The sequence below is a fragment of the Streptomyces shinuiensis genome, from assembly GCF_043660855.1.
Taxonomy (GTDB): Bacteria; Actinomycetota; Actinomycetes; order Streptomycetales; family Streptomycetaceae; genus Streptomyces.
Genome location: NZ_JBIHML010000001.1, coordinates 1,011,687 through 1,029,201 on the forward strand (window position 1 = coordinate 1,011,687; position 17,515 = coordinate 1,029,201).

The 17,515-nt window shown below is 73.2% G+C and carries 16 protein-coding genes; 8 read left to right on the plus strand and 8 right to left on the minus strand.

The window, feature by feature from the left end; all coding sequences use genetic code 11:
• The first annotated feature begins 62 nt into the window (after positions 1-62).
• Positions 63-227, plus strand: coding sequence for a hypothetical protein (locus ACGRHY_RS04500; protein ID WP_394634088.1), 165 nt, complete (start codon positions 63-65; stop codon positions 225-227).
• A 20-nt stretch (positions 228-247) separates the two neighbouring features.
• Here the strand turns inward: ACGRHY_RS04500 and ACGRHY_RS04505 are convergent, their stop codons facing one another.
• The 7 genes from ACGRHY_RS04505 to ACGRHY_RS04535 form a co-directional block, all read right to left on the minus strand.
• Positions 248-775 (minus strand): DinB family protein, encoded by a 528-nt coding sequence (locus tag ACGRHY_RS04505; protein WP_394634089.1) that lies wholly within the window; start codon positions 773-775, stop codon positions 248-250.
• Positions 772-1,722, minus strand: a complete 951-nt coding sequence (locus ACGRHY_RS04510) for a S66 peptidase family protein (RefSeq protein ID WP_394634090.1) — start codon at positions 1,720-1,722, stop codon at positions 772-774. The genes ACGRHY_RS04505 and ACGRHY_RS04510 overlap by 4 nt, the downstream gene beginning before the upstream one ends.
• Positions 1,719-3,758 carry a S9 family peptidase gene (locus ACGRHY_RS04515; RefSeq protein WP_394634091.1) on the minus strand — a complete coding sequence of 680 codons (2,040 nt, stop codon included), beginning with the start codon at positions 3,756-3,758 and terminating at the stop codon, positions 1,719-1,721. Before ACGRHY_RS04515 ends, ACGRHY_RS04510 begins: the two co-directional genes overlap by 4 nt.
• Before the next feature lie 65 nt (positions 3,759-3,823).
• Entirely contained in the window at positions 3,824-5,152 is a 1,329-nt protein-coding gene (locus ACGRHY_RS04520) for a M20/M25/M40 family metallo-hydrolase (protein ID WP_394634092.1), read from the minus strand.
• Positions 5,145-5,981: a M55 family metallopeptidase gene (locus ACGRHY_RS04525; RefSeq protein WP_394634093.1), complete on the minus strand. Its 837-nt coding sequence runs from the start codon at positions 5,979-5,981 to the stop codon at positions 5,145-5,147. The genes ACGRHY_RS04520 and ACGRHY_RS04525 overlap by 8 nt, the downstream gene beginning before the upstream one ends.
• An 85-nt stretch (positions 5,982-6,066) precedes the next feature.
• Positions 6,067-6,840, minus strand: a complete 774-nt coding sequence (locus tag ACGRHY_RS04530) for an SAM-dependent methyltransferase (RefSeq protein ID WP_394634094.1) — start codon at positions 6,838-6,840, stop codon at positions 6,067-6,069.
• Positions 6,841-6,991: 151 nt separating this feature from the next.
• The gene (locus ACGRHY_RS04535; protein WP_394634095.1) at positions 6,992-7,450 is read right to left on the minus strand and encodes an SRPBCC family protein; all 459 of its coding nucleotides are present in this window, start codon (positions 7,448-7,450) and stop codon (positions 6,992-6,994) included.
• 518 nt (positions 7,451-7,968) lie between these two features.
• On the opposite strand from ACGRHY_RS04535, the gene ACGRHY_RS04540 reads away from it, so the two are divergent.
• Positions 7,969-8,208, plus strand: a complete 240-nt coding sequence (locus tag ACGRHY_RS04540; protein ID WP_394634096.1) for a hypothetical protein — start codon at positions 7,969-7,971, stop codon at positions 8,206-8,208.
• Positions 8,209-8,531: 323 nt separating this feature from the next.
• Here ACGRHY_RS04540 and ACGRHY_RS04545 read toward each other — a convergent pair whose 3' ends face one another.
• Entirely contained in the window at positions 8,532-9,101 is a 570-nt protein-coding gene (locus ACGRHY_RS04545; protein ID WP_394637922.1) for a HEAT repeat domain-containing protein, read from the minus strand.
• Between the two features lie 339 nt (positions 9,102-9,440).
• On the opposite strand from ACGRHY_RS04545, the gene ACGRHY_RS04550 reads away from it, so the two are divergent.
• The 6 genes from ACGRHY_RS04550 (at position 9,441) to ACGRHY_RS04575 (ending at position 17,514) form a co-directional block, all read left to right on the plus strand.
• On the plus strand, positions 9,441-11,225 hold the full coding sequence (locus ACGRHY_RS04550) for a 3-hydroxyacyl-CoA dehydrogenase family protein (protein WP_394634097.1): 1,785 nt from the start codon (positions 9,441-9,443) through the stop codon (positions 11,223-11,225).
• A 107-nt stretch (positions 11,226-11,332) separates the two neighbouring features.
• Positions 11,333-12,133 (plus strand): TetR family transcriptional regulator, encoded by an 801-nt coding sequence (locus ACGRHY_RS04555; protein ID WP_394634098.1) that lies wholly within the window; start codon positions 11,333-11,335, stop codon positions 12,131-12,133.
• 388 nt (positions 12,134-12,521) lie between these two features.
• Positions 12,522-13,859 (plus strand): crotonyl-CoA carboxylase/reductase, encoded by a 1,338-nt coding sequence (gene ccrA / locus ACGRHY_RS04560; protein WP_394634099.1) that lies wholly within the window; start codon positions 12,522-12,524, stop codon positions 13,857-13,859.
• 11 nt (positions 13,860-13,870) lie between these two features.
• Positions 13,871-15,883: a protein meaA gene (locus ACGRHY_RS04565; RefSeq protein ID WP_394634100.1), complete on the plus strand. Its 2,013-nt coding sequence runs from the start codon at positions 13,871-13,873 to the stop codon at positions 15,881-15,883.
• Positions 15,880-16,845, plus strand: coding sequence for an HpcH/HpaI aldolase/citrate lyase family protein (locus ACGRHY_RS04570; protein WP_394634101.1), 966 nt, complete (start codon positions 15,880-15,882; stop codon positions 16,843-16,845). The genes ACGRHY_RS04565 and ACGRHY_RS04570 overlap by 4 nt, the downstream gene beginning before the upstream one ends.
• A gap of 135 nt (positions 16,846-16,980) precedes the next feature.
• Positions 16,981-17,514, plus strand: a complete 534-nt coding sequence (locus ACGRHY_RS04575) for a MaoC family dehydratase (protein ID WP_394634102.1) — start codon at positions 16,981-16,983, stop codon at positions 17,512-17,514.
• Position 17,515: the final 1 nt, after the last annotated feature.

Sequence of the window (17,515 nt, forward strand, 5' to 3'; positions counted from 1 at the left end):
CCCGATCGTGACACGCGGGACGCACCGTCCGCCCGGGGTTTTCACCATGTGCCGCCGGGCGCGTGGCGGGCGGTGTGCTCGGCGAGGACGCGGGGCGGCTGATGGCGTGGGCGGTGGCCCGCCGCGTGGAGTCGGCACTGTGGGCCGTGGCCGAGGGCGGCGATCTGGCGGCGGGCACCGCGATGATGGTCCAGGTGCGCACCCTGGCGGATCTGGCGGGCCTGTAGCTCCCCGGGCAGACGAGGGGCTACTCGCCCGTGGCGCCGTCCGCCAGTTCCCGCACGATGTCGAGGTGGCCCGCGTGGCGGGCGTACTCCTGCAGGACGTGGAAGAGGATCCAGGCCAGGGTCGGGGCCTGCGCCTCGTCCGCGAAGCGGCCCCCGACCGCCGCGCGGTCGGTGAAGGTGGCACCGGCGGCGATCTCGCGGGAGCGGGCGCACTCGGCGCGGAAGCGCGCCACCACGTCCTCCACCGCCATGTGGCCGGGCACGCGCCAGCGGTCCGCCTCGTCATGGTCGGCCCAGGGGTCCTGGAGCGGCTCGGCGGTGAACCCCCAGCGGAACCATCTGCGTTCGACGCAGGCCAGGTGCCACAGGAGTTCCAGCGGGCTCCAGCCCGACGGCAGTCGGCTGCCGCGCAGTTCGGCCTCGGACAGCCCGTCGAGCTTGCGCAGGACGGTGTCGCGGTAGTGGTCGAGGTAGGCCGAGGCCATCGTGTGCGGGTCTGGCGGGGTGGAGCGCGGGGGCTCGGGCAGCGGGGCGGCGGTGTCCGTCATACGAGGGCCGGCTCCTGGAGTGTGAGCGTGCAGGTGTCGGCGTCCAGGGTGGCACGGACCCCCAGCGGCACGGTCAGGGTCGCCGGGCCGTGTCCGAAGCCCAGCTCCTCCACCACCGGCACGCCCAGCGGGGCGAGCCGGTCCAGCAGTACTTCGCGGACCTTCTCGTACGGGCCGCAGTCGTGCCAGGAGCCGAGCACCACGCCCGCCACCCCGTCCAGTTCGCCGGAGCGCAGCAGATGGGTGAGGTAGCCGTCGAGGCGGTACGGCGGCTCGCCGACGTCCTCCAGCAGCAGGATGCCGCCGTCCGGGCGGGCGAGGTCCCGGCCCGGAACGCCGGTCTGGCCGGCCAGCAGCGACAGGCAGCCGCCGTAGGTGGTGCCAAAGGCCCGGCCGGGCACCAGCGTGCGGGCGGTCGGGGAGGCGATCGCCGTGACCGTCTCCGGGGCGAAGAGGGTGGCGCGCAGATGCTCCTGGGTGGGGCCGTCCTTGAGGAAGGAGACGGTGGCGGGCATCGGACCGTGCAGGGTGGCCAGGCCCAGCCGGGCCGCGAACGCCTCGTGCAGCACGGTCAGGTCGCTGTAGCCGACGAAGGGTTTGGGGCCGGCCGCGCGCATCGCCTCCCAGTCGGCCAGGTCCACCATCCGCTGGACGCCGTAGCCGCCGCGGGCGGCGAGGACGGCCGCGACGGACGGGTCGCACCAGGCGTCGGTCAGGTCGCGGGCGCGGTCGGCGTCGGTGCCGGCCAGATGGTCCAGGCGCGGGTGGACGTCCAGGGCGTGCGGCATCACCCGCGGGTCCAGATCCCAGCCGCGCAGCACGTCCACCCCGGCGTCCAGCCACTCGCGCTCCACCGGTCCGCTGGGCGCCACGATCGCCACCCGGTCGCCGGGGCGCAGCCGCCGGGGCCGGGTGAGGGCGGGCCGGGCGGACGGGGTGCAGGTCATGTGGTGAGCTCCAGCCTGGGGACGTCCGGGCGGTCGAAGCCGAAGACCTGTGCGTACAGGGAGAGTTCGGCCTCCACGGCCCGGGTGATGGTCTCCGCCCTGCGGAAGCCGTGGCTCTCGCCCTCGAAGGCGAGGTAGGCGTGCGGCACCCCGCGGCCCGAGACCTCGGCCAGGAAGCGGTCGCACTGGGCGGGCGGGCAGATCACGTCGTCCAGGCCCTGGAGCAGCAGGAAGGGTGCGGTGACGCGGTCGGCGTGGTGGACGGGCGAGCGGTCGCGGTAGCGCTCGGGGTACTCCTCGGCGCGGCCGACGAGGGAGACCAGGTACTGCGACTCGAAGTCGTGCGTCTCGCCGGTCGCCCAGCCGGCCAGGTCGAGGATGGGGTAGCTGATGGTCCCGCAGGCGTACAGGCCCTCGGTCAGCGGCGAGGTGAGGGAGACGGCGGTGGTCCAGCCGCCCGCGCTGCCGCCGCGTATGGCGAGCCGGGCGGGGTCGGCGGTGCCCTCGGCGGCCAGGGTGCGGGCGACGGCGGCGCAGTCCTCGACGTCGACCACGCCCCAGCTCTCCCGCAGCCGCTCGCGGTAGGCGCGGCCGTAGCCCGCCGAGCCGCCGTAGTTCACCTCCGCCACGCCGATGCCGCGCGAGGTGAAGTAGGCGATCTCCAGGTCCAGTACGAGGGGCGCGCGCCCGGTGGGCCCGCCGTGTGCCCACACCACGTACGGCGGCAGCTCGCCGTCGGGGGCCGCGGCGGCGGGGTGGCGCGGGGGGTACAGGTGGGCGTGGATCTCGCGGCCGTCCGGGCCGCGGAAGACTCGCTCGGCGGGGTCGGGGTAGTACGCCGGGTCGACCAGGTCGGTGTGGGCGGAGCCGATGACCAGGGCGTGCCCGGTACCGGTGTCCAGCTCCACGACCTCGTACGCGCCGCGCGGGCTCGCGGCGATGCCGATGACACGGGTGCCCGCGGCGGCCAGGGACGGGGCCCACTCCGTCCACGGGCCGGGGGCGTCGGCCAGTTCGCCGGTGGCCGGGTCCAGGATGCCCAGGCGCAGGGAGCCGCGGCCGTGCAGGACGGCGACCGTGCCGTCCTCCAGCGGCTGGAACCACTGGTGGCCGATCTTCCACAGCGGTCCGCCGAACTCCTCCTCGCGCGGGCACAGGGGGGTGGCCGCGCCCGTCCCGCCGACCCCGCCGGTGTCGGTGTCGGTGTCGGTGTCGGTGTCCAGGCGGTACAGGTTCCACCAGCCGCTCGCGTCGCCGGTGTACAGCAGCGAGCCGTCCGCCGCCCAGCCGGCCTGCGCCACCGACTCCCGGGTGCCGCCCGCGACGGCGCGGATGTTCGCGAAGGCGCCCTCGGCGGTGACGTCGGCGAGGCGGACGACCGTGCCGTCCCAGGGCATCCGGGGGTGGTCCCAGACCAGCCACGCCGCCCGCCTCCCGTCCGGGGAGAGTCGGGGGCCGGTGGTGAACCGGTCGGTGTCGCCGGTCAGTTCGCGGACCCGGGAGCGGTCGGAGGCCGCCGAGCCGTCCAGGGGCACGGCCGCGATCACCCGGCGCACGTCGGTGGGCCGCTGTCCGGTGAACTCCTCCAGTACGCACCACACCTCGCCCCGGTCGGCCAGCACCACCGGGTCGGCCCAGCGCAGGCCCTCGCCGAGAGCCGGGACGGGGGTGAGGGGGCGCGGCCGGGCGCGGGGGGCGTCCGGTTCGAAGGCGTACATCCGCTGGTCGGCGTGGTGGACGAAGACGACCAGCGGTCCGCCCTCCTCGCGTGCGGCCCCGGCCCACGGGCGCCCGCCGTACTCGATCACCCGGCTGCGGACGTTCCACGGCCCGGGCAGCACCGACTCCGCGGGGCCGGACCCGTCGGGGCGCAGCCGCATCAGCGCCCGCCGCCCGCCCTCGGCGGGGCGGGGCTCGGTCCACCACACCTCCGCGCCGACGGTGCCCGCGTACTCGGGGCGGCCGTCGTGCGCGGCGACCAGGCGGGCGTCGACCGGTGACTCCCAGGTGCCGTACGGGGCGGTGGCGTACGTCATCGTGCGCGGCTCCTCGCGGGCTCGGCGGGTTCTTCGGAAAGGGTGCGGCCGGGGCGGCCCGGGGCTCAGAGGGCGAACAGGGCGCGGTCCATGACCCGGACGCCGAAGTGGAGGGCGTCCACGGGGACGCGCTCGTCGACGCCGTGGAACATCGCCTGGTAGTTCAGCCCCTCGGGCAGCCTCAGCGGGGTGAAGCCGTAGCCCACGATGCCCAGTTCCGCGAACTGCTTGGCGTCGGTGCCGCCGGTCATGCAGAACGGGATGACGTGGGCTTCGGGATCGAAGTGCTCCAGGGACTCGCGCAGCACGGCGAAGGTGCGCGAGTCGACCGGCGCCTGGAGGGCCGGGCCGCGGTGGTAGAACTCCCAGTCCACGTCCGGGCCGGTGAGCTCGTCCATGGTGGCGGTGAACTCCTCCTCGGTGCCGGGGAGCATCCGCCCGTCCACATGCGCCTCGGCGGCGCCGGGGATGACGTTGATCTTGTACCCGGCCTTGAGCCCGGTGGGGTTGGTGCTGTTGCGCACGGTGGCCTCGACCAGCTTGGCGGACGGGCCCAGCTTGGCCAGCAGGGCGTCCACGTCGAAGTCGGGGGCGTCGAAGTCCGGGGCGTTCAGCCCGTGGAGTCGGGACAGCTCGGTGAGGGCGGCGCGCACCGTCTTCGACAGCCGCACCGGCCAGGCGTGCTCGCCGACGCGGTGCACCGCGGCGGCCAGCCGGCTCACCGCGTTGGCGCGGTTGACCTTGGAGCCGTGTCCGGCCCGGCCGGTGGCGGTCAGCTCCATCCAGGCCGTGCCGCGCTCGCCCGCCGCGATCGGGTAGAGCTGCAGGCCTCCGCCGGCGTGGAAGGTGTAGGCGCCGGACTCGCTTATGCCCTCGGTGCAGCCCTCGAACAGCTCGGGGTGCTCGCGGGCGAGGAAGTCGGCACCGTACTGGCCGGTGTCCTCCTCGTCGGCGGTGAAGGCGAGGACGATGTCGCGGCGGGGGCGCACCCCGGCTCTGGCCCAGGCGCGGACGACCGCGAGGACCATCGCGTCGGCGTTCTTCATGTCGACCGCGCCGCGGCCCCAGACCACGTCGTCGCGGACCTCGCCGGAGAAGGGGTGGACGGTCCAGTCGGCGGGCTCGGCGGGCACCACGTCCAGATGGCCGTGGACGAGCAGCGCGTCGGCGGACGGGTCGGTGCCCTCGATGCGGGCGACGACGTTGGTGCGGCCGCGGACCTTCTCCAGCACCACCGGCTCGATCCCGGCGTCGGACAGCTTCCCGGCGACGTACTCGGCGGCCTTGCGCTCGGTGCCGTCGCCGTTGCCGAGGTTGACGGAGTCGATGTGGATCAGCTCGGAGGTGAAGGCGACCGCCTCGTCGAGTGCCTGGTTGTCGATGCGCTCAGCCATACTGCTCCTCCACTGCGGCAGAGACGACCGTGGTGACCGCCTTGAAGGTGCGGATCCCCTCGTACATGGACGGCGATGTGTACGCCACCCGGCGCTCACCCGTCTGCTCCACACCGGGCACGACGGTGGCCGCGCCGGCCAGGTGCTCGGCGTCGAACTCGATCTCGACCGTGCGGGGCCGGGGGCCGGCGGGCTCGTGGCGCACGGCCAGCGCGACCGCCTCCTTCGCCGCCGCGCGGATGTCGGCGGCGGCGCGGGCGGGGGTGCGGCAGACGGCGGCGTAGCGGGAGACGTAGTCCTTGACGGCGACGCCGCGCGCGGCGGGGGCGTAGCCGCGGGCGTCGGCGCAGGTGCGGTCGTCGCCGGTGACCAGGACGACGGGGACGCCGTACTCGGCCACCACCGCGGCGTTGAGGCGGCCCTCACTGGCCCGCTCCCCGTCCAGCCACACGCCGGTGAGGGAGTTGGCGAGGTAGGTGTGGGCCAGGACGCCCTCGGCTCCGGCGCCGGTGTGGTAGCCGACGAAGGCGATGCCGTCGACGCCGCCGTGCTGGACGCCCTCGACCATGCTGAGCGACTTGTGGCGGCCGGTGAGCATCTGGGCGCGGTCGTCCAGCTTCTCCAGCAGCAGGTTGCGCATCGTCCAGTGCGCCTCGTTGACCAGCACCTCGTCCGCGCCGCCGTCGAGGAAGCCGGCGATCGCCGCGTTCACGTCGGAGGTGAACATCGGGCGGCAGCGTTCCCACTGCGGGGTCCCGGGCAGGACGTCGGCGGGCCAGGTCACCCCCGTGGCGCCCTCCATGTCGGCGCTGATCAGGATCTTCGTCATGGAAGGCCACGTTACGCCCAGCCCGGGCGGCGTCAAAGACCAGGGTGGGCCGCCTGGCCGGTGTCACCGGTCCACGTCTTTGGCGTCAGTCACCCCGGCCCACCACCAGCCAGTTCGACGGGAGGTCGAGGCGTGAGCCGTCCGGTTCGAAGCCGGTCGTGGACAGCGGGAGCGAGCCGCCGGCGAGCACCCGCAGCCCGGCCGCGGTGAACGGTCCGGCCCGTTCCGCGAGTTCGGCAGGTACGACGGGTACGACGGGTTCGACGGGTTCCGCCGGTTCCCGCCCGGGGGCCTGTGGGGCGCCCGGCGTGTGCGGCAGGCCGGGGAGACCGGGGGTGTCGGAGGAGCCGGGCAGTTCGGCGGGGTGGGCGGCGCCCGCCCCCTGCGCCAGGGCCGCGTCGGCCTCGGGCGCGGCCTCCACCACGAAGGCGCGGCCGCGCTCACCCACCAGCGCCGCGACGGACTCGGCGACGCGGGCGCGGCCGGCGGGTCCGCTGCGCCGGAGGACGCCGCGCAGGTAGACGTTGGCGTCGCCCAGTTCGTCGCGCAGCCGCCGCATCGCGGCGGGGTCGGCGGCGTCGAGCTGCCGGAAGTCGGGCGCGGAGCGCCCGCCGGCCCCCTCCCCCACCGCCGTCCGGGCGCGCTCCAGGACGGCGGCCGAGCGGTCGACTCCGACGCAGGGGTGGAAGCGCCCGGCCAGGAAGACCGTCTGGGCCCCGTTGCCGCAGTCGGCGTCGACCAGCGGCAGGTCCGGGGCGAAGTACTTCTCGAAGATCGGCATGTGCACGGCGGCCGTGATCGCGGGATCGGTGCTCCGGATGCCCTGCGGGGAGCCGCCGTCTTCGAGTGTGGCGTTCACGGGATCTCTCCCTCGTCCGTCTGCGGGCCGCGGGTACGGCCGCCGGGAGAGCCCGCCTACCCCGTCCGGCGCGGTTCGTGCATCCGGGCGCGCCCCTGTCCGGCCGGGGGTGCTGCGGGGCGGAACGCCGCAGGTCGGGCGCGGTGGACGGTCAGGCGCCCGCGCGGCCCTCGGTCTCGGCGGCGAGGTTGGCGAGCAGCTCGTCGTAGACGCGGGCGAGCCCCTTGGGAGCGAAGGCGCGCTCGAAGAAACCGCCGACGCCGCCCGCGCCCTTCCATGCGGTGGTGACGGTGACCCGCGAGGTGCCCTCGGCCGAGCCCGGGGTGACGGTCCAGGTGGTGACCATCGAGGAGTTGCGGTCGCGTTCGACCAGCTGCCCCTCCATGGGCTCGTCCACCTCCATCAGGCAGTCGCGGACCCGCTTGGAGGTCGCCCGGAGCTTCCAGTGGACGAGCGTGCCCTTGCCGTCGCCGCCCTCGCGCACCTCGTACTCACCGAACTGCCCGGGCAGCAGCCTGCCCCGGGTCCCGCTGTAGTCGGCGAGCGCGTCGAACACGTCCTCCGGGCCGGCCGCGATCTCGCGCTGCGTGGTGGATTCGACCTGCGCCATGACTGCTCCCCTGGTGGTCCTGGTGGCCCCGCGGCCCCGGCGGTCCGACGGCCGGCCGTCGCGGCGGCCTCTGACGCCACCCAACCACCCGCGACGCGCCCGCCCAAATCGGAGTCACCCCCGACGGGAACCGGTGTTCCGTTCCTGTGCGAGCCGAACCGGGAGGTCGCGTGCGCTGGGACGGACCGGGCGCGAGCGGCGCCGCCGCCCTCCTCGGCTCCGACGTGGTCATACGCGTACGGGCTCCCGTCCGTTCACCATCGCCCCCTCGCCTCCCGTTCCGTTTCCCCGTTCGGACGCCTCCGCCGGGGCGCGAGGAGATGATGCAACCCTCCCCCTGCGTTAGAGTAAAACCGCTCGCCGACATGGTCGGCCTGCTTCCACGCCACCTCCGGGGCCACCGCTCCGTCGTCGTCCGGAGCCTCGGGGGTGGCCGCCCCCAACCGCACCGCAGACACCGGAAGACCCGCGGTCCGCCGCCACCGTACGGCGGTCCCGCCGGGGGAAAGGCATCAGGGATGGCCGTCTTCAAGCTGCAACTCACGGATGGCCGGGAGAGACTGGTCGAGGCCGGACGCGCCGGACGCACCGCCGACGGCCAGATCGTCATCGAGGACACCGACTCCCTGGGCGTGTGGGACTGCCTGGAGGAGTACCCGGCCGACCGCGTGAAGGGGGTGTGGCGGCGCGGCCCCGCCGAGAGCGGCATCTACACCTGGATCCCGCAGCCCTCCGAGGGGAGCTGGTGGAGCTACTGACGGCCTGCGCGGCCGGCTGTTCGGCCGGGGCCGCGGAGCCGCGCCGGGCGTCTGGAGCGTGCCCCACGCTCCCCCGCCTCCGCCTTCGAAGCAGCACCCATGAACCGCCCGTGGCGCGCTTCACAAGGCGCCGCACGGGAACGGCCTGCGTTTCACAGCTCGACGGCCATGTCATCCCTTACGCCGGGGAAGGGTTCCCCTGCTCCGGACGGACCGCGGGCCCCGGCGGGGAACGGCCGGGCGCGACACCGCGCACCCGCCCCGGCCGGGGTCGGCGACGATCCCGGCTCCCCGGACTCCGGGCCGGCACCGGCCCCGCCGGGTCAGAGCCTGCACAGCGCCTCGTCGGCCGCCGCGCGCAGTTCCTCGCGCTCCCGGGCGGCCAGCAGCACCAGGCGGGCCCGCGCGTCGCCCAGTGCCCCGAGCCCGTCCACGCAGGCGCGGGCCACCTGCCAGTGGTGGACGGGGCCGGCCAGCAGCCGGTCCAGGACGCGGATCAGGGTCGGCGCGGACTGCGGCGCGCGCAGGGCGGCCAGCAGCCGTACGGGGTGCAGCGCGTAGGAGGTGCGCAGCTCGTTGGTCGCCAGCGCCGCCGCGGCGCGGGCGGTACGCGGGTCACCCAGGCGCAGCAGGGCGCGGGCCGCGGCGGCGCAGCGGGCCGGTTCGCGGTGGTTGAGCAGGAACACCAGGGTCTCGAAGGCCCGGGGATCCCCGGCCCGGCCCAGGGTGCAGGCGGCCAGCTCCCGGGCCCACAGGGGGCGGGCGGGGGCGGTGAGTTCGGCGGCCAGCGCGTCGCGGGCGGCGGCCGTGTCCCGCCGGGCCAGGGCGAGCAGCCGCCCGTACTCCTCCGGATCCGCCTCGGCCCGCAGCCGGTCCACCATTTCGCGGTCCATCGTGCCCGCCCTGCCCACCGGCACGTCACCTCCCTGTGGTATGTGCCACATTCCTGGAAGCGGTCTACCCTCTGGCATTCGGGTTACCCGCAGGTTAGCCTGCTCATCGGAGCGGTACCCCCGCTCAGTCGGACGGCCTGGTGACGCAGCCGTCCGGTGTGCAGTCGGTTCAGCACGCATACACGCAGGTCGAGCACGGCCCCGGGACAGGGCCGCTCTCGCTCGTTCCACACCCGCGTAACGCCTCGGGCCCGGCGCTCCCGCGCGCCCTCGCCCGCCCCTCTCCCCTTTTCTCCCCCGCAGTCGTCACCGTCTCTTCCTCTTCCCTGGAGTCCCGTGATGGACCGTCCCACCCTCACCACTGTCGCCGTGGTCGGCCTCGGCACCATGGGCACCGGCATCGCCGAGGTCCTGGCCCGCGCCGGCCGCGAGGTCATCGGCATCGACACCGACGAGAACGCCGCCCGCCGGGCCGTCGCCGCGCTGGAGGCCTCCACCGCCCGCGCCGTGGAGCGCGAGCGGATCACCGAGCAGGAGCGGCGCGACGCGCTCGCCCGCTTCCGCACCTTCTGCGACCTCCAGGCCGCGGCCGAGGCCGATCTGGTCATCGAGGTGGTGCCGGAGGACTACGGGCTCAAGCAGCGCGTCATCACCGAACTGGACGGCATCGTCAAGCCGTCGGCCGTCATCGCCACCGGCACCAACGCCCTGTCGGTCACCCGGCTCGCGGCCGACTCCGCGCACCCCGAGCGCGTGCTGGGGATGCACTTCTTCAACCCCGCGCCCGCGATGAGGCTGGTGGAGATCGTCTCCTGTGTGCTCACCTCCCCCGAGGCGGTCGCCGCGGTCACCGGTCTCGCCGTCGACCTGGGCAAGGAGCCGATCCCGGTCGGCGACCGGCCCGGTTTCGTCGCCGACGGGCTGCTGTTCGGCTACCTCAACCAGGCCGCGGCCATGTACGAGTCGAAGTACGCCACCCGCGAGGACATCGACGCCGCGATGCGCCTGGGCTGCGGTCTGCCGATGGGCCCGCTCGCCCTGCTGGACCTGATCGGCGTCGACACCGCCCGCACCGTGCTGGAGGCGATGTACGCCGAGTCCCGCGACCGGCTGCACGCCCCCGCCCCGATCCTGGGCCAGCTCAGCGCCGCCGGCCTGACGGGCCGCAAGGCCGGGCGCGGCTTCTACACTTACGAGGCGCCGGGTTCGGCGACGATGGTGCCGGACGCACTCACCCCGCGCGAGGGCGAGCTGCGGGGCACCCCGCGCCAGGTGCGCTCCGTCGGCGTGGCGGGCTCGGGGACCATGGCCAGCGGCATCGCCGAGGTGTTCGCCAAGGCCGGCTACGACGTGGTGCTGGTCGCGCGCAGCGACGAGAAGGCACAGGCGGCCACGGCGCGGATCGCCTCCTCGCTGGAGCGGTCGGTGAAGAAGGGCCGGATGAGCGCCGGGGCCCGCGACGAGACGCTCGCCAGGGTCACCCCGGCCGGCTCGCTGTCCGCGATGGCGGACGTGGACCTGGCGGTCGAGGCGGTGGCCGAGGACCTGGAGGTCAAGAAGGGTCTGTTCGCGTCGCTGGACGAGGTGTGCAAGCCGGGCACGGTACTGGCCACCACCACCTCCTCGCTGCCGGTGGTCGCCTGCGCCCGCGCGACCTCGCGCCCGCGGGACGTGATCGGCATGCACTTCTTCAACCCCGCGCCCGCGATGAAGCTGGTGGAGGTGGTGAGCACCGTCCTGACCGGCGACGACGTCCACGCCACCGTGCGCGAGGTGTGCGGAAGGATCCGCAAGCACCCGGTGGACTGCGGCGACCGGGCGGGCTTCATCGTCAACGCGCTGCTGTTCCCGTACCTGAACAACGCGATCAAGATGGTGCAGGAGCACTACGCCGACATGGACGCCGTCGACGCGGCCATGAAGCTCGGCGGCGGCTACCCGATGGGTCCGTTCGAGTTGCTGGACGTGGTCGGCCTGGACGTCTCCCTGGCGATCGAGAAGGTGCTGCACGAGGAGTTCCGCGAGCCGGGCCTGGCCCCGGCGCCCCTGCTGGAGCACCTGGTCGCGGCGGGCTGCCTGGGTCGCAAGAGCGGACGCGGCTTCCGCGAGTACGCGAGGCGGTGAGCCCGGCGACCCCGGCGTTCCCGCCCCGGGCGGACTCCGGGTGGGGCGGGCTGCTGGATCCCGGCGGCCCACCCGCCGGCGGCGGTGCGCCGTGTAACGTTCCCCACATGTCGCAGTCCGTTCGGTCCGCCCGCCCCAACGTGCCCAGCCAGCGTCTGAAGATGCGCCGTGAGCTGGCCGCCGCCGCGATGGAACTCTTCGCCACCAAGGGCTACGAGGAGACCACGGTCGACGAGATCGCGGCCGCGGCCGGGGTGGCCCGGCGCACCTTCTTCCGGCACTTCCGCTCCAAGGAAGAGGCGATCTTCCCGGACCACGACGACACCCTGGAGCGCGCCAAGGCGGTGCTGGACGCGGCGCCCGCGCACGAGAACCCGCTGGACACCGTGTGCCGCGGCATCAAGGAGGTCATGCGGATGTACGCGGCCTCCCCGGCGGTGTCGGTGGAGCGCTACCGGCTCACCCGCGAGGTGCCCACGCTGCGGGAGCGGGAGATCGCGTCCGTGGCCCGCTACGAGCGGCTGTTCACCCGGTATCTGCTGGGCCACTTCGACGAGTCCGCCGTGGCCCACCGGGACGGCGACGAGGACGGTCTCGACGAGCCGCTGCTGGCCGAGGTGGCGGCGTCGGCGGTGGTCACCGCGCACAACCACGTGCTGCGGCGCTGGCTGCGCGCGGGCGGCCAGGGCGATGTGGAGGCCCAGCTGGACCGGGCCTTCGCCACCGTGCGTCGGACCTTCGGCACCGGCTTCGTCGCCAGCCGGGCGGCGGCCGACCTGCCGGCCGGGACGGGCGGAACGGACGTGGCGAGCGGCCGGGAGGGCGAGGTGCTGGTGACGGTGGCGCGCACCGACGCCCCGCTGGACCAGGTGATGCGCACGATCGAGGAAGCCCTGCGGCGGGGCTGAGCACCGCGCGGCACATCGAGCGCGAGCGGAAACCGGAGCGGTCGGACATAATCAGAACAATCGGACACGGACACGCGGCCGCCTCCCCCGGGAGGCGGCCGCTTCCGCCTGCACCCCGCTCATGCGTGCACTCCCGATGACAATTGAGGGAAATTCTTGGCACGCAGTGTCTTGTGAACTGGCACGCAGTGCCATAACGTGAGCGGTGTCCGGGCACTGTCCCCGCGGTCACTGCCGTGCGCCCGGGCGCCTGCGTCACAGGCACCTTCAGCGCTACCGCGCCGAGCCGCAGTACCACCGCCGAACCGACGGCACCAGCAGCTCACACAAGACCGAAGAAGACCCCAGCGACCCCTCAAGCGTCCCCGAACGCTCGCCGGAGGCCACAGTGAAGGAAATCCTGGACGCGATCCTCGCGTCGGACAGCAAGCCCGCCGACTTCGCCAACCTGGCGCTGCCCGAGTCCTACCGCGCGATCACCGTGCACAAGGACGAGGTCGACATGTTCGCCGGGATGCCCACCCGGGAGAAGGACCCGCGCAAGTCCCTGCACCTGGACGAGGTGCCCCTGCCGGAGCTGGGCCCCGGCGAAGCCCTGGTGGCGGTCATGGCCTCCTCGGTGAACTACAACTCGGTGTGGACCTCGATCTTCGAGCCGCTGTCGACCTTCGGCTTCCTGGAGCGCTACGGCCGCACCTCGGAGCTGGCCAGGCGCCACGACCTGCCGTACCACATCATCGGCTCCGACCTGGCCGGCGTGGTGCTGCGCACCGGCCCCGGCGTCAACGCCTGGCAGCCCGGCGACGAGGTCGTCGCCCACTGCCTGTCGGTGGAGCTGGAGAACGCCGACGGCCACAACGACACCATGCTCGACCCCGAGCAGCGCATCTGGGGCTTCGAGACCAACTTCGGCGGCCTGGCCGAGATCGCGCTGGTGAAGTCCAACCAGCTCATGCCCAAGCCCGGCCACCTCTCCTGGGAGGAAGCCGCCGCCCCCGGCCTGGTGAACTCCACCGCCTACCGGCAGCTCGTCTCCCGCAACGGCGCCGGCATGAAGCAGGGCGACAACGTCCTGATCTGGGGGGCCTCCGGCGGCCTGGGCTCCTACGCCACCCAGATGGCCCTGGCCGGCGGCGCCAACCCCATCTGCGTGGTCTCCTCCCCGCAGAAGGCCGAGATCTGCCGCGCCATGGGCGCGGAGGCGATCATCGACCGCAACGCCGAGGACTACCGGTTCTGGAAGGACGAGAACACCCAGGACCCCCGGGAGTGGAAGCGCTTCGGCAAGCGCATCCGCGAGCTGACCGGCGGCGAGGACGTGGACATCGTCTTCGAGCACCCCGGACGCGAGACCTTCGGCGCCTCCGTCTACGTCACCCGCAAGGGCGGCACCATCGTCACCTGCGCCTCCACCTCCGGCTACATGCACAGCTACGACAACCGCTACCTGTGGATGTCGCTCAAGCGCATCATCGGTTCCCACTTCGCCAACTACCGCGAGGCGTGGGAGGCCAACCGCCTGATCGCCAAGGGCAAGATCCACCCCACCCTGTCCAAGACGTACTCCCTGGAGGAGACCGGCCAGGCCGCCCACGACGTGCACCGCAACGCCCACCAGGGCAAGGTCGGCGTGCTGTGCCTGGCCCCGCGCGAGGGCATGGGCGTGCGCGACGCGGAGATGCGGGCCAAGCACGTCGACGCCATCAACCGTTTCCGGAACGTGTAGAGGTCACCCCCATGGCTGAGCGCCAGAAAGACCGTCCGTGGCTGATGCGGACGTACGCCGGGCACTCCACGGCCGAGGCGTCCAACGAGCTGTACCGGCGCAACCTCGCCAAGGGGCAGACCGGCCTGTCGGTCGCCTTCGACCTGCCCACCCAGACCGGCTACGACCCCGACCACGTCCTCGCCCGCGGCGAGGTCGGCCGGGTCGGGGTCCCGGTCTGCCACCTCGGTGACATGCGCCGGCTGTTCCAGGACATCCCCCTGGAGCGGATGAACACCTCGATGACCATCAACGCCACCGCCATGTGGCTGCTGGCCCTGTACCAGGTGGTCGCCGAGGAGCAGGGCGCGGACATCTCCGGGCTGTCGGGGACGACGCAGAACGACATCGTCAAGGAGTACCTCTCGCGCGGGACGCACGTCTTCCCGCCGGGTCCCTCCCTGCGTCTGACCACCGACACCATCGCCTACACCGTGGCGCACATGCCCAAGTGGAACCCGATCAACATCTGCAGCTACCACCTGCAGGAGGCCGGGGCCACACCGGTGCAGGAGATCGCCTACGCGATGTCCACCGCCATCGCGGTGCTGGACGCGGTGCGCGACTCCGGGCAGGTCCCCGCCGAGCGGATGGGCGATGTCGTCGGGCGCATCTCCTTCTTCGTCAACGCGGGCGTCCGCTTCGTCGAGGAGATGTGCAAGATGCGGGCCTTCACCCGCATCTGGGACAAGATCACCCGCGAGCGGTACGGGATCGAGAACCCCAAGCACCGCCGGTTCCGCTACGGCGTCCAGGTCAACTCCCTGGGGCTGACCGAGGCGCAGCCGGAGAACAACGTCCAGCGCATCGTGCTGGAGATGCTGGCGGTCACCCTCTCCAAGGACGCCCGCGCCCGCGCCGTGCAGCTGCCCGCGTGGAACGAGGCGCTCGGCCTGCCCAGGCCCTGGGACCAGCAGTGGTCGCTGCGCATCCAGCAGGTCCTCGCCCATGAGAGCGACCTGCTGGAGTACGACGACCTGTTCGCCGGATCGCATGTGGTCGAGGCCAGGACCGCCGAACTGGCCGAGGGCGCCCTCGCCGAGATCGAGCGCATCCAGGAGATGGGCGGCGCGATGGCGGCGGTGGAGTCCGGCTACCTGAAGTCGCGGCTGGTCGCCTCGCACGCCGAGCGCCGGGCCCGCATCGAGGCCGGCGAGGAGAAGATCGTCGGGGTCAACTGCTTCGAGTCCACCGAGCCCAACCCGCTCACCGCCGACCTGGACACGGCCATCATGACCGTGGACCCGGCGGTGGAGCGGAACGTCGTCGCCGCCCTCCAGCGGTGGCGCGACGGGCGGGACGAGGCCCACGCCCACCGGGCGCTCGCCGAGCTGAAGCGGGCCGCGGCCGGCAGGGACAACCTGATGCCGGCCACCCTCGAGTGCGCCCGGGCCGGGGTGACCACCGGTGAGTGGGCCTGGGCCCTGCGCGACGTCTTCGGCGAGTACCGGGCCCCCACCGGCGTGAGCTCCGCGCCCGTGGCGACCCCCGCCGAGGAGGGCTCGCGGCTGGCCGAGGTGCGCCGGAGGGCGGAGGCCACCGCCGCCGAACTGGGCTGCGGCAGGCTGCGCCTGCTGGTGGGCAAGCCCGGTCTGGACGGGCACAGCAACGGGGCCGAGCAGATCGCCGTACGGGCCCGCGACGCGGGCTTCGAGGTGGTCTACCAGGGCATCCGGCTCACTCCCGAGCAGATCGTCTCGGCGGCCGTCGCCGAGGACGTGCACTGCGTGGGGCTGTCGATCCTCTCCGGCTCGCACGCCGAGCTGGTGCCCGACGTACTGGACCGGCTGCACCGGGCCGGCGTCAACGACGTCCCCGTCATCGTCGGCGGCATCATCCCGAACGCGGACGCCGAGGCGCTGCGCGCCGCCGGGGTGGCGGCGGTCTTCACCCCGAAGGACTTCGGCATCACGGAGATCATCGGCCGTATCGTCGACGAGATCCGTACCGCGAACAAGCTCGATCCCCTGGAGGTCCCCGCATGACCACGCCCGTCAACCGGCTGCGTCCCCGCCGCTCGTGCCTCGCGGTGCCGGGCAGCAACCCCCGCTTCCTGGAGAAGGCCCAGGGGCTGGCCGCCGACCAGGTCTTCCTGGACCTGGAGGACGCCTGCGCCCCGCTGGCCAAGCCCGAGGCCCGGCACACCGTCGTGAAGTTCCTCAACGAGGGCGACTGGACGGGCAAGACCCGGGTGGTGCGCGTCAACGACTGGACCACCCACTGGACGTACCGCGACGTGATCACGGTCGTCGAGGGCGCGGGCCCCAGCCTGGACTGCATCATGCTGCCGAAGGTGCAGGACGCCGCCCAGGTCAGGGCGCTGGACATGCTGCTGACGCAGATCGAGACCACGATGGGCTTCGAGGTCGGCCGCATCGGCATCGAGGCGCAGATCGAGAACGCCAAGGGCCTGGTGAACGTCGACGAGATCGCCGCCGCCTCGCCCCGGCTGGAGACCATCATCTTCGGCCCGGCCGACTTCATGGCCTCCATCAACATGAAGTCCCTGGTCGTGGGCGAGCAGCCGCCCGGCTACCCGGCCGACGCCTACCACTACATCCTCATGCGGATCCTGATGGCCGCCCGCACCCACAACCTGCAGGCCGTCGACGGGCCCTACCTGCAGATCAAGAACGTGGACGGCTTCCGTGCCGTCGCCGAGCGCGCCGCGGCCCTCGGCTTCGACGGCAAGTGGGTGCTGCACCCCGGCCAGGTCGATGCGGCCAACGAGGTCTTCTCCCCCTCCCAGGAGGACTACGACCACGCTGAGCTGATCCTGGACGCCTACGAGTACTTCACCTCCGAGGCGGGCGGCAAGAAGGGCTCGGCGATGCTCGGCGACGAGATGATCGACGAGGCCAGCCGCAAGATGGCCCTGGTCATAGCGGGCAAGGGCCGGGCCGCCGGCATGGAGCGGACCTCGAAGTTCGAGCCGCCGGCCGCCTGAGCCACACCACCGCGGGCCGCTCCCGGCTCCCCGCTCCCCCTCCGCCGCCTCCCCGGGGCGGAGGAAGGGGCCGGGGAAGGGGGGCGGCCCGGTCCGGTACCCCCGTTCTTCCACCACACCACGGAGACTCACACCATGCAGTTCGGCCGCACCTACGAGGAGTTCGAGGTCGGGGACGTCTACCGGCACTGGCCCGGCAAGACGGTCACGGAGTACGACGACCATCTGTTCTGCCTGCTGACCATGAACCACCACCCGCTCCACATGGACACCAACTACGCCGAGAGGACGACGGACTTCGGCAGGAACGTGGTGGTCGGCAACTACATCTACTCGCTGCTGCTGGGCATGTCCGTGCCGGACGTCTCCGGCAAGGCGATCGCCAACCTGGAGATCGAGTCGCTGCGGCACGTGGCGCCGACCTTCCACGGCGACACCGTCTACGGCGAGACCACCGTCCTGGACAAGACGCCGTCGCGCTCGAAGTCCGACCGCGGCATCGTCCACGTCGAGACCAAGGGCTACAAGCAGGACGGCACCCTGGTGTGCGTCTTCCGCCGCAAGGTGATGGTGCCCACCGCCGAGTACATCGAGGCGCGCGGAGGTGAGCAGCCCGGCCGTCCCGAGCTGCGCACGGACGGGCGGGACTCCGGAAAGGGAGGCAAGTGAC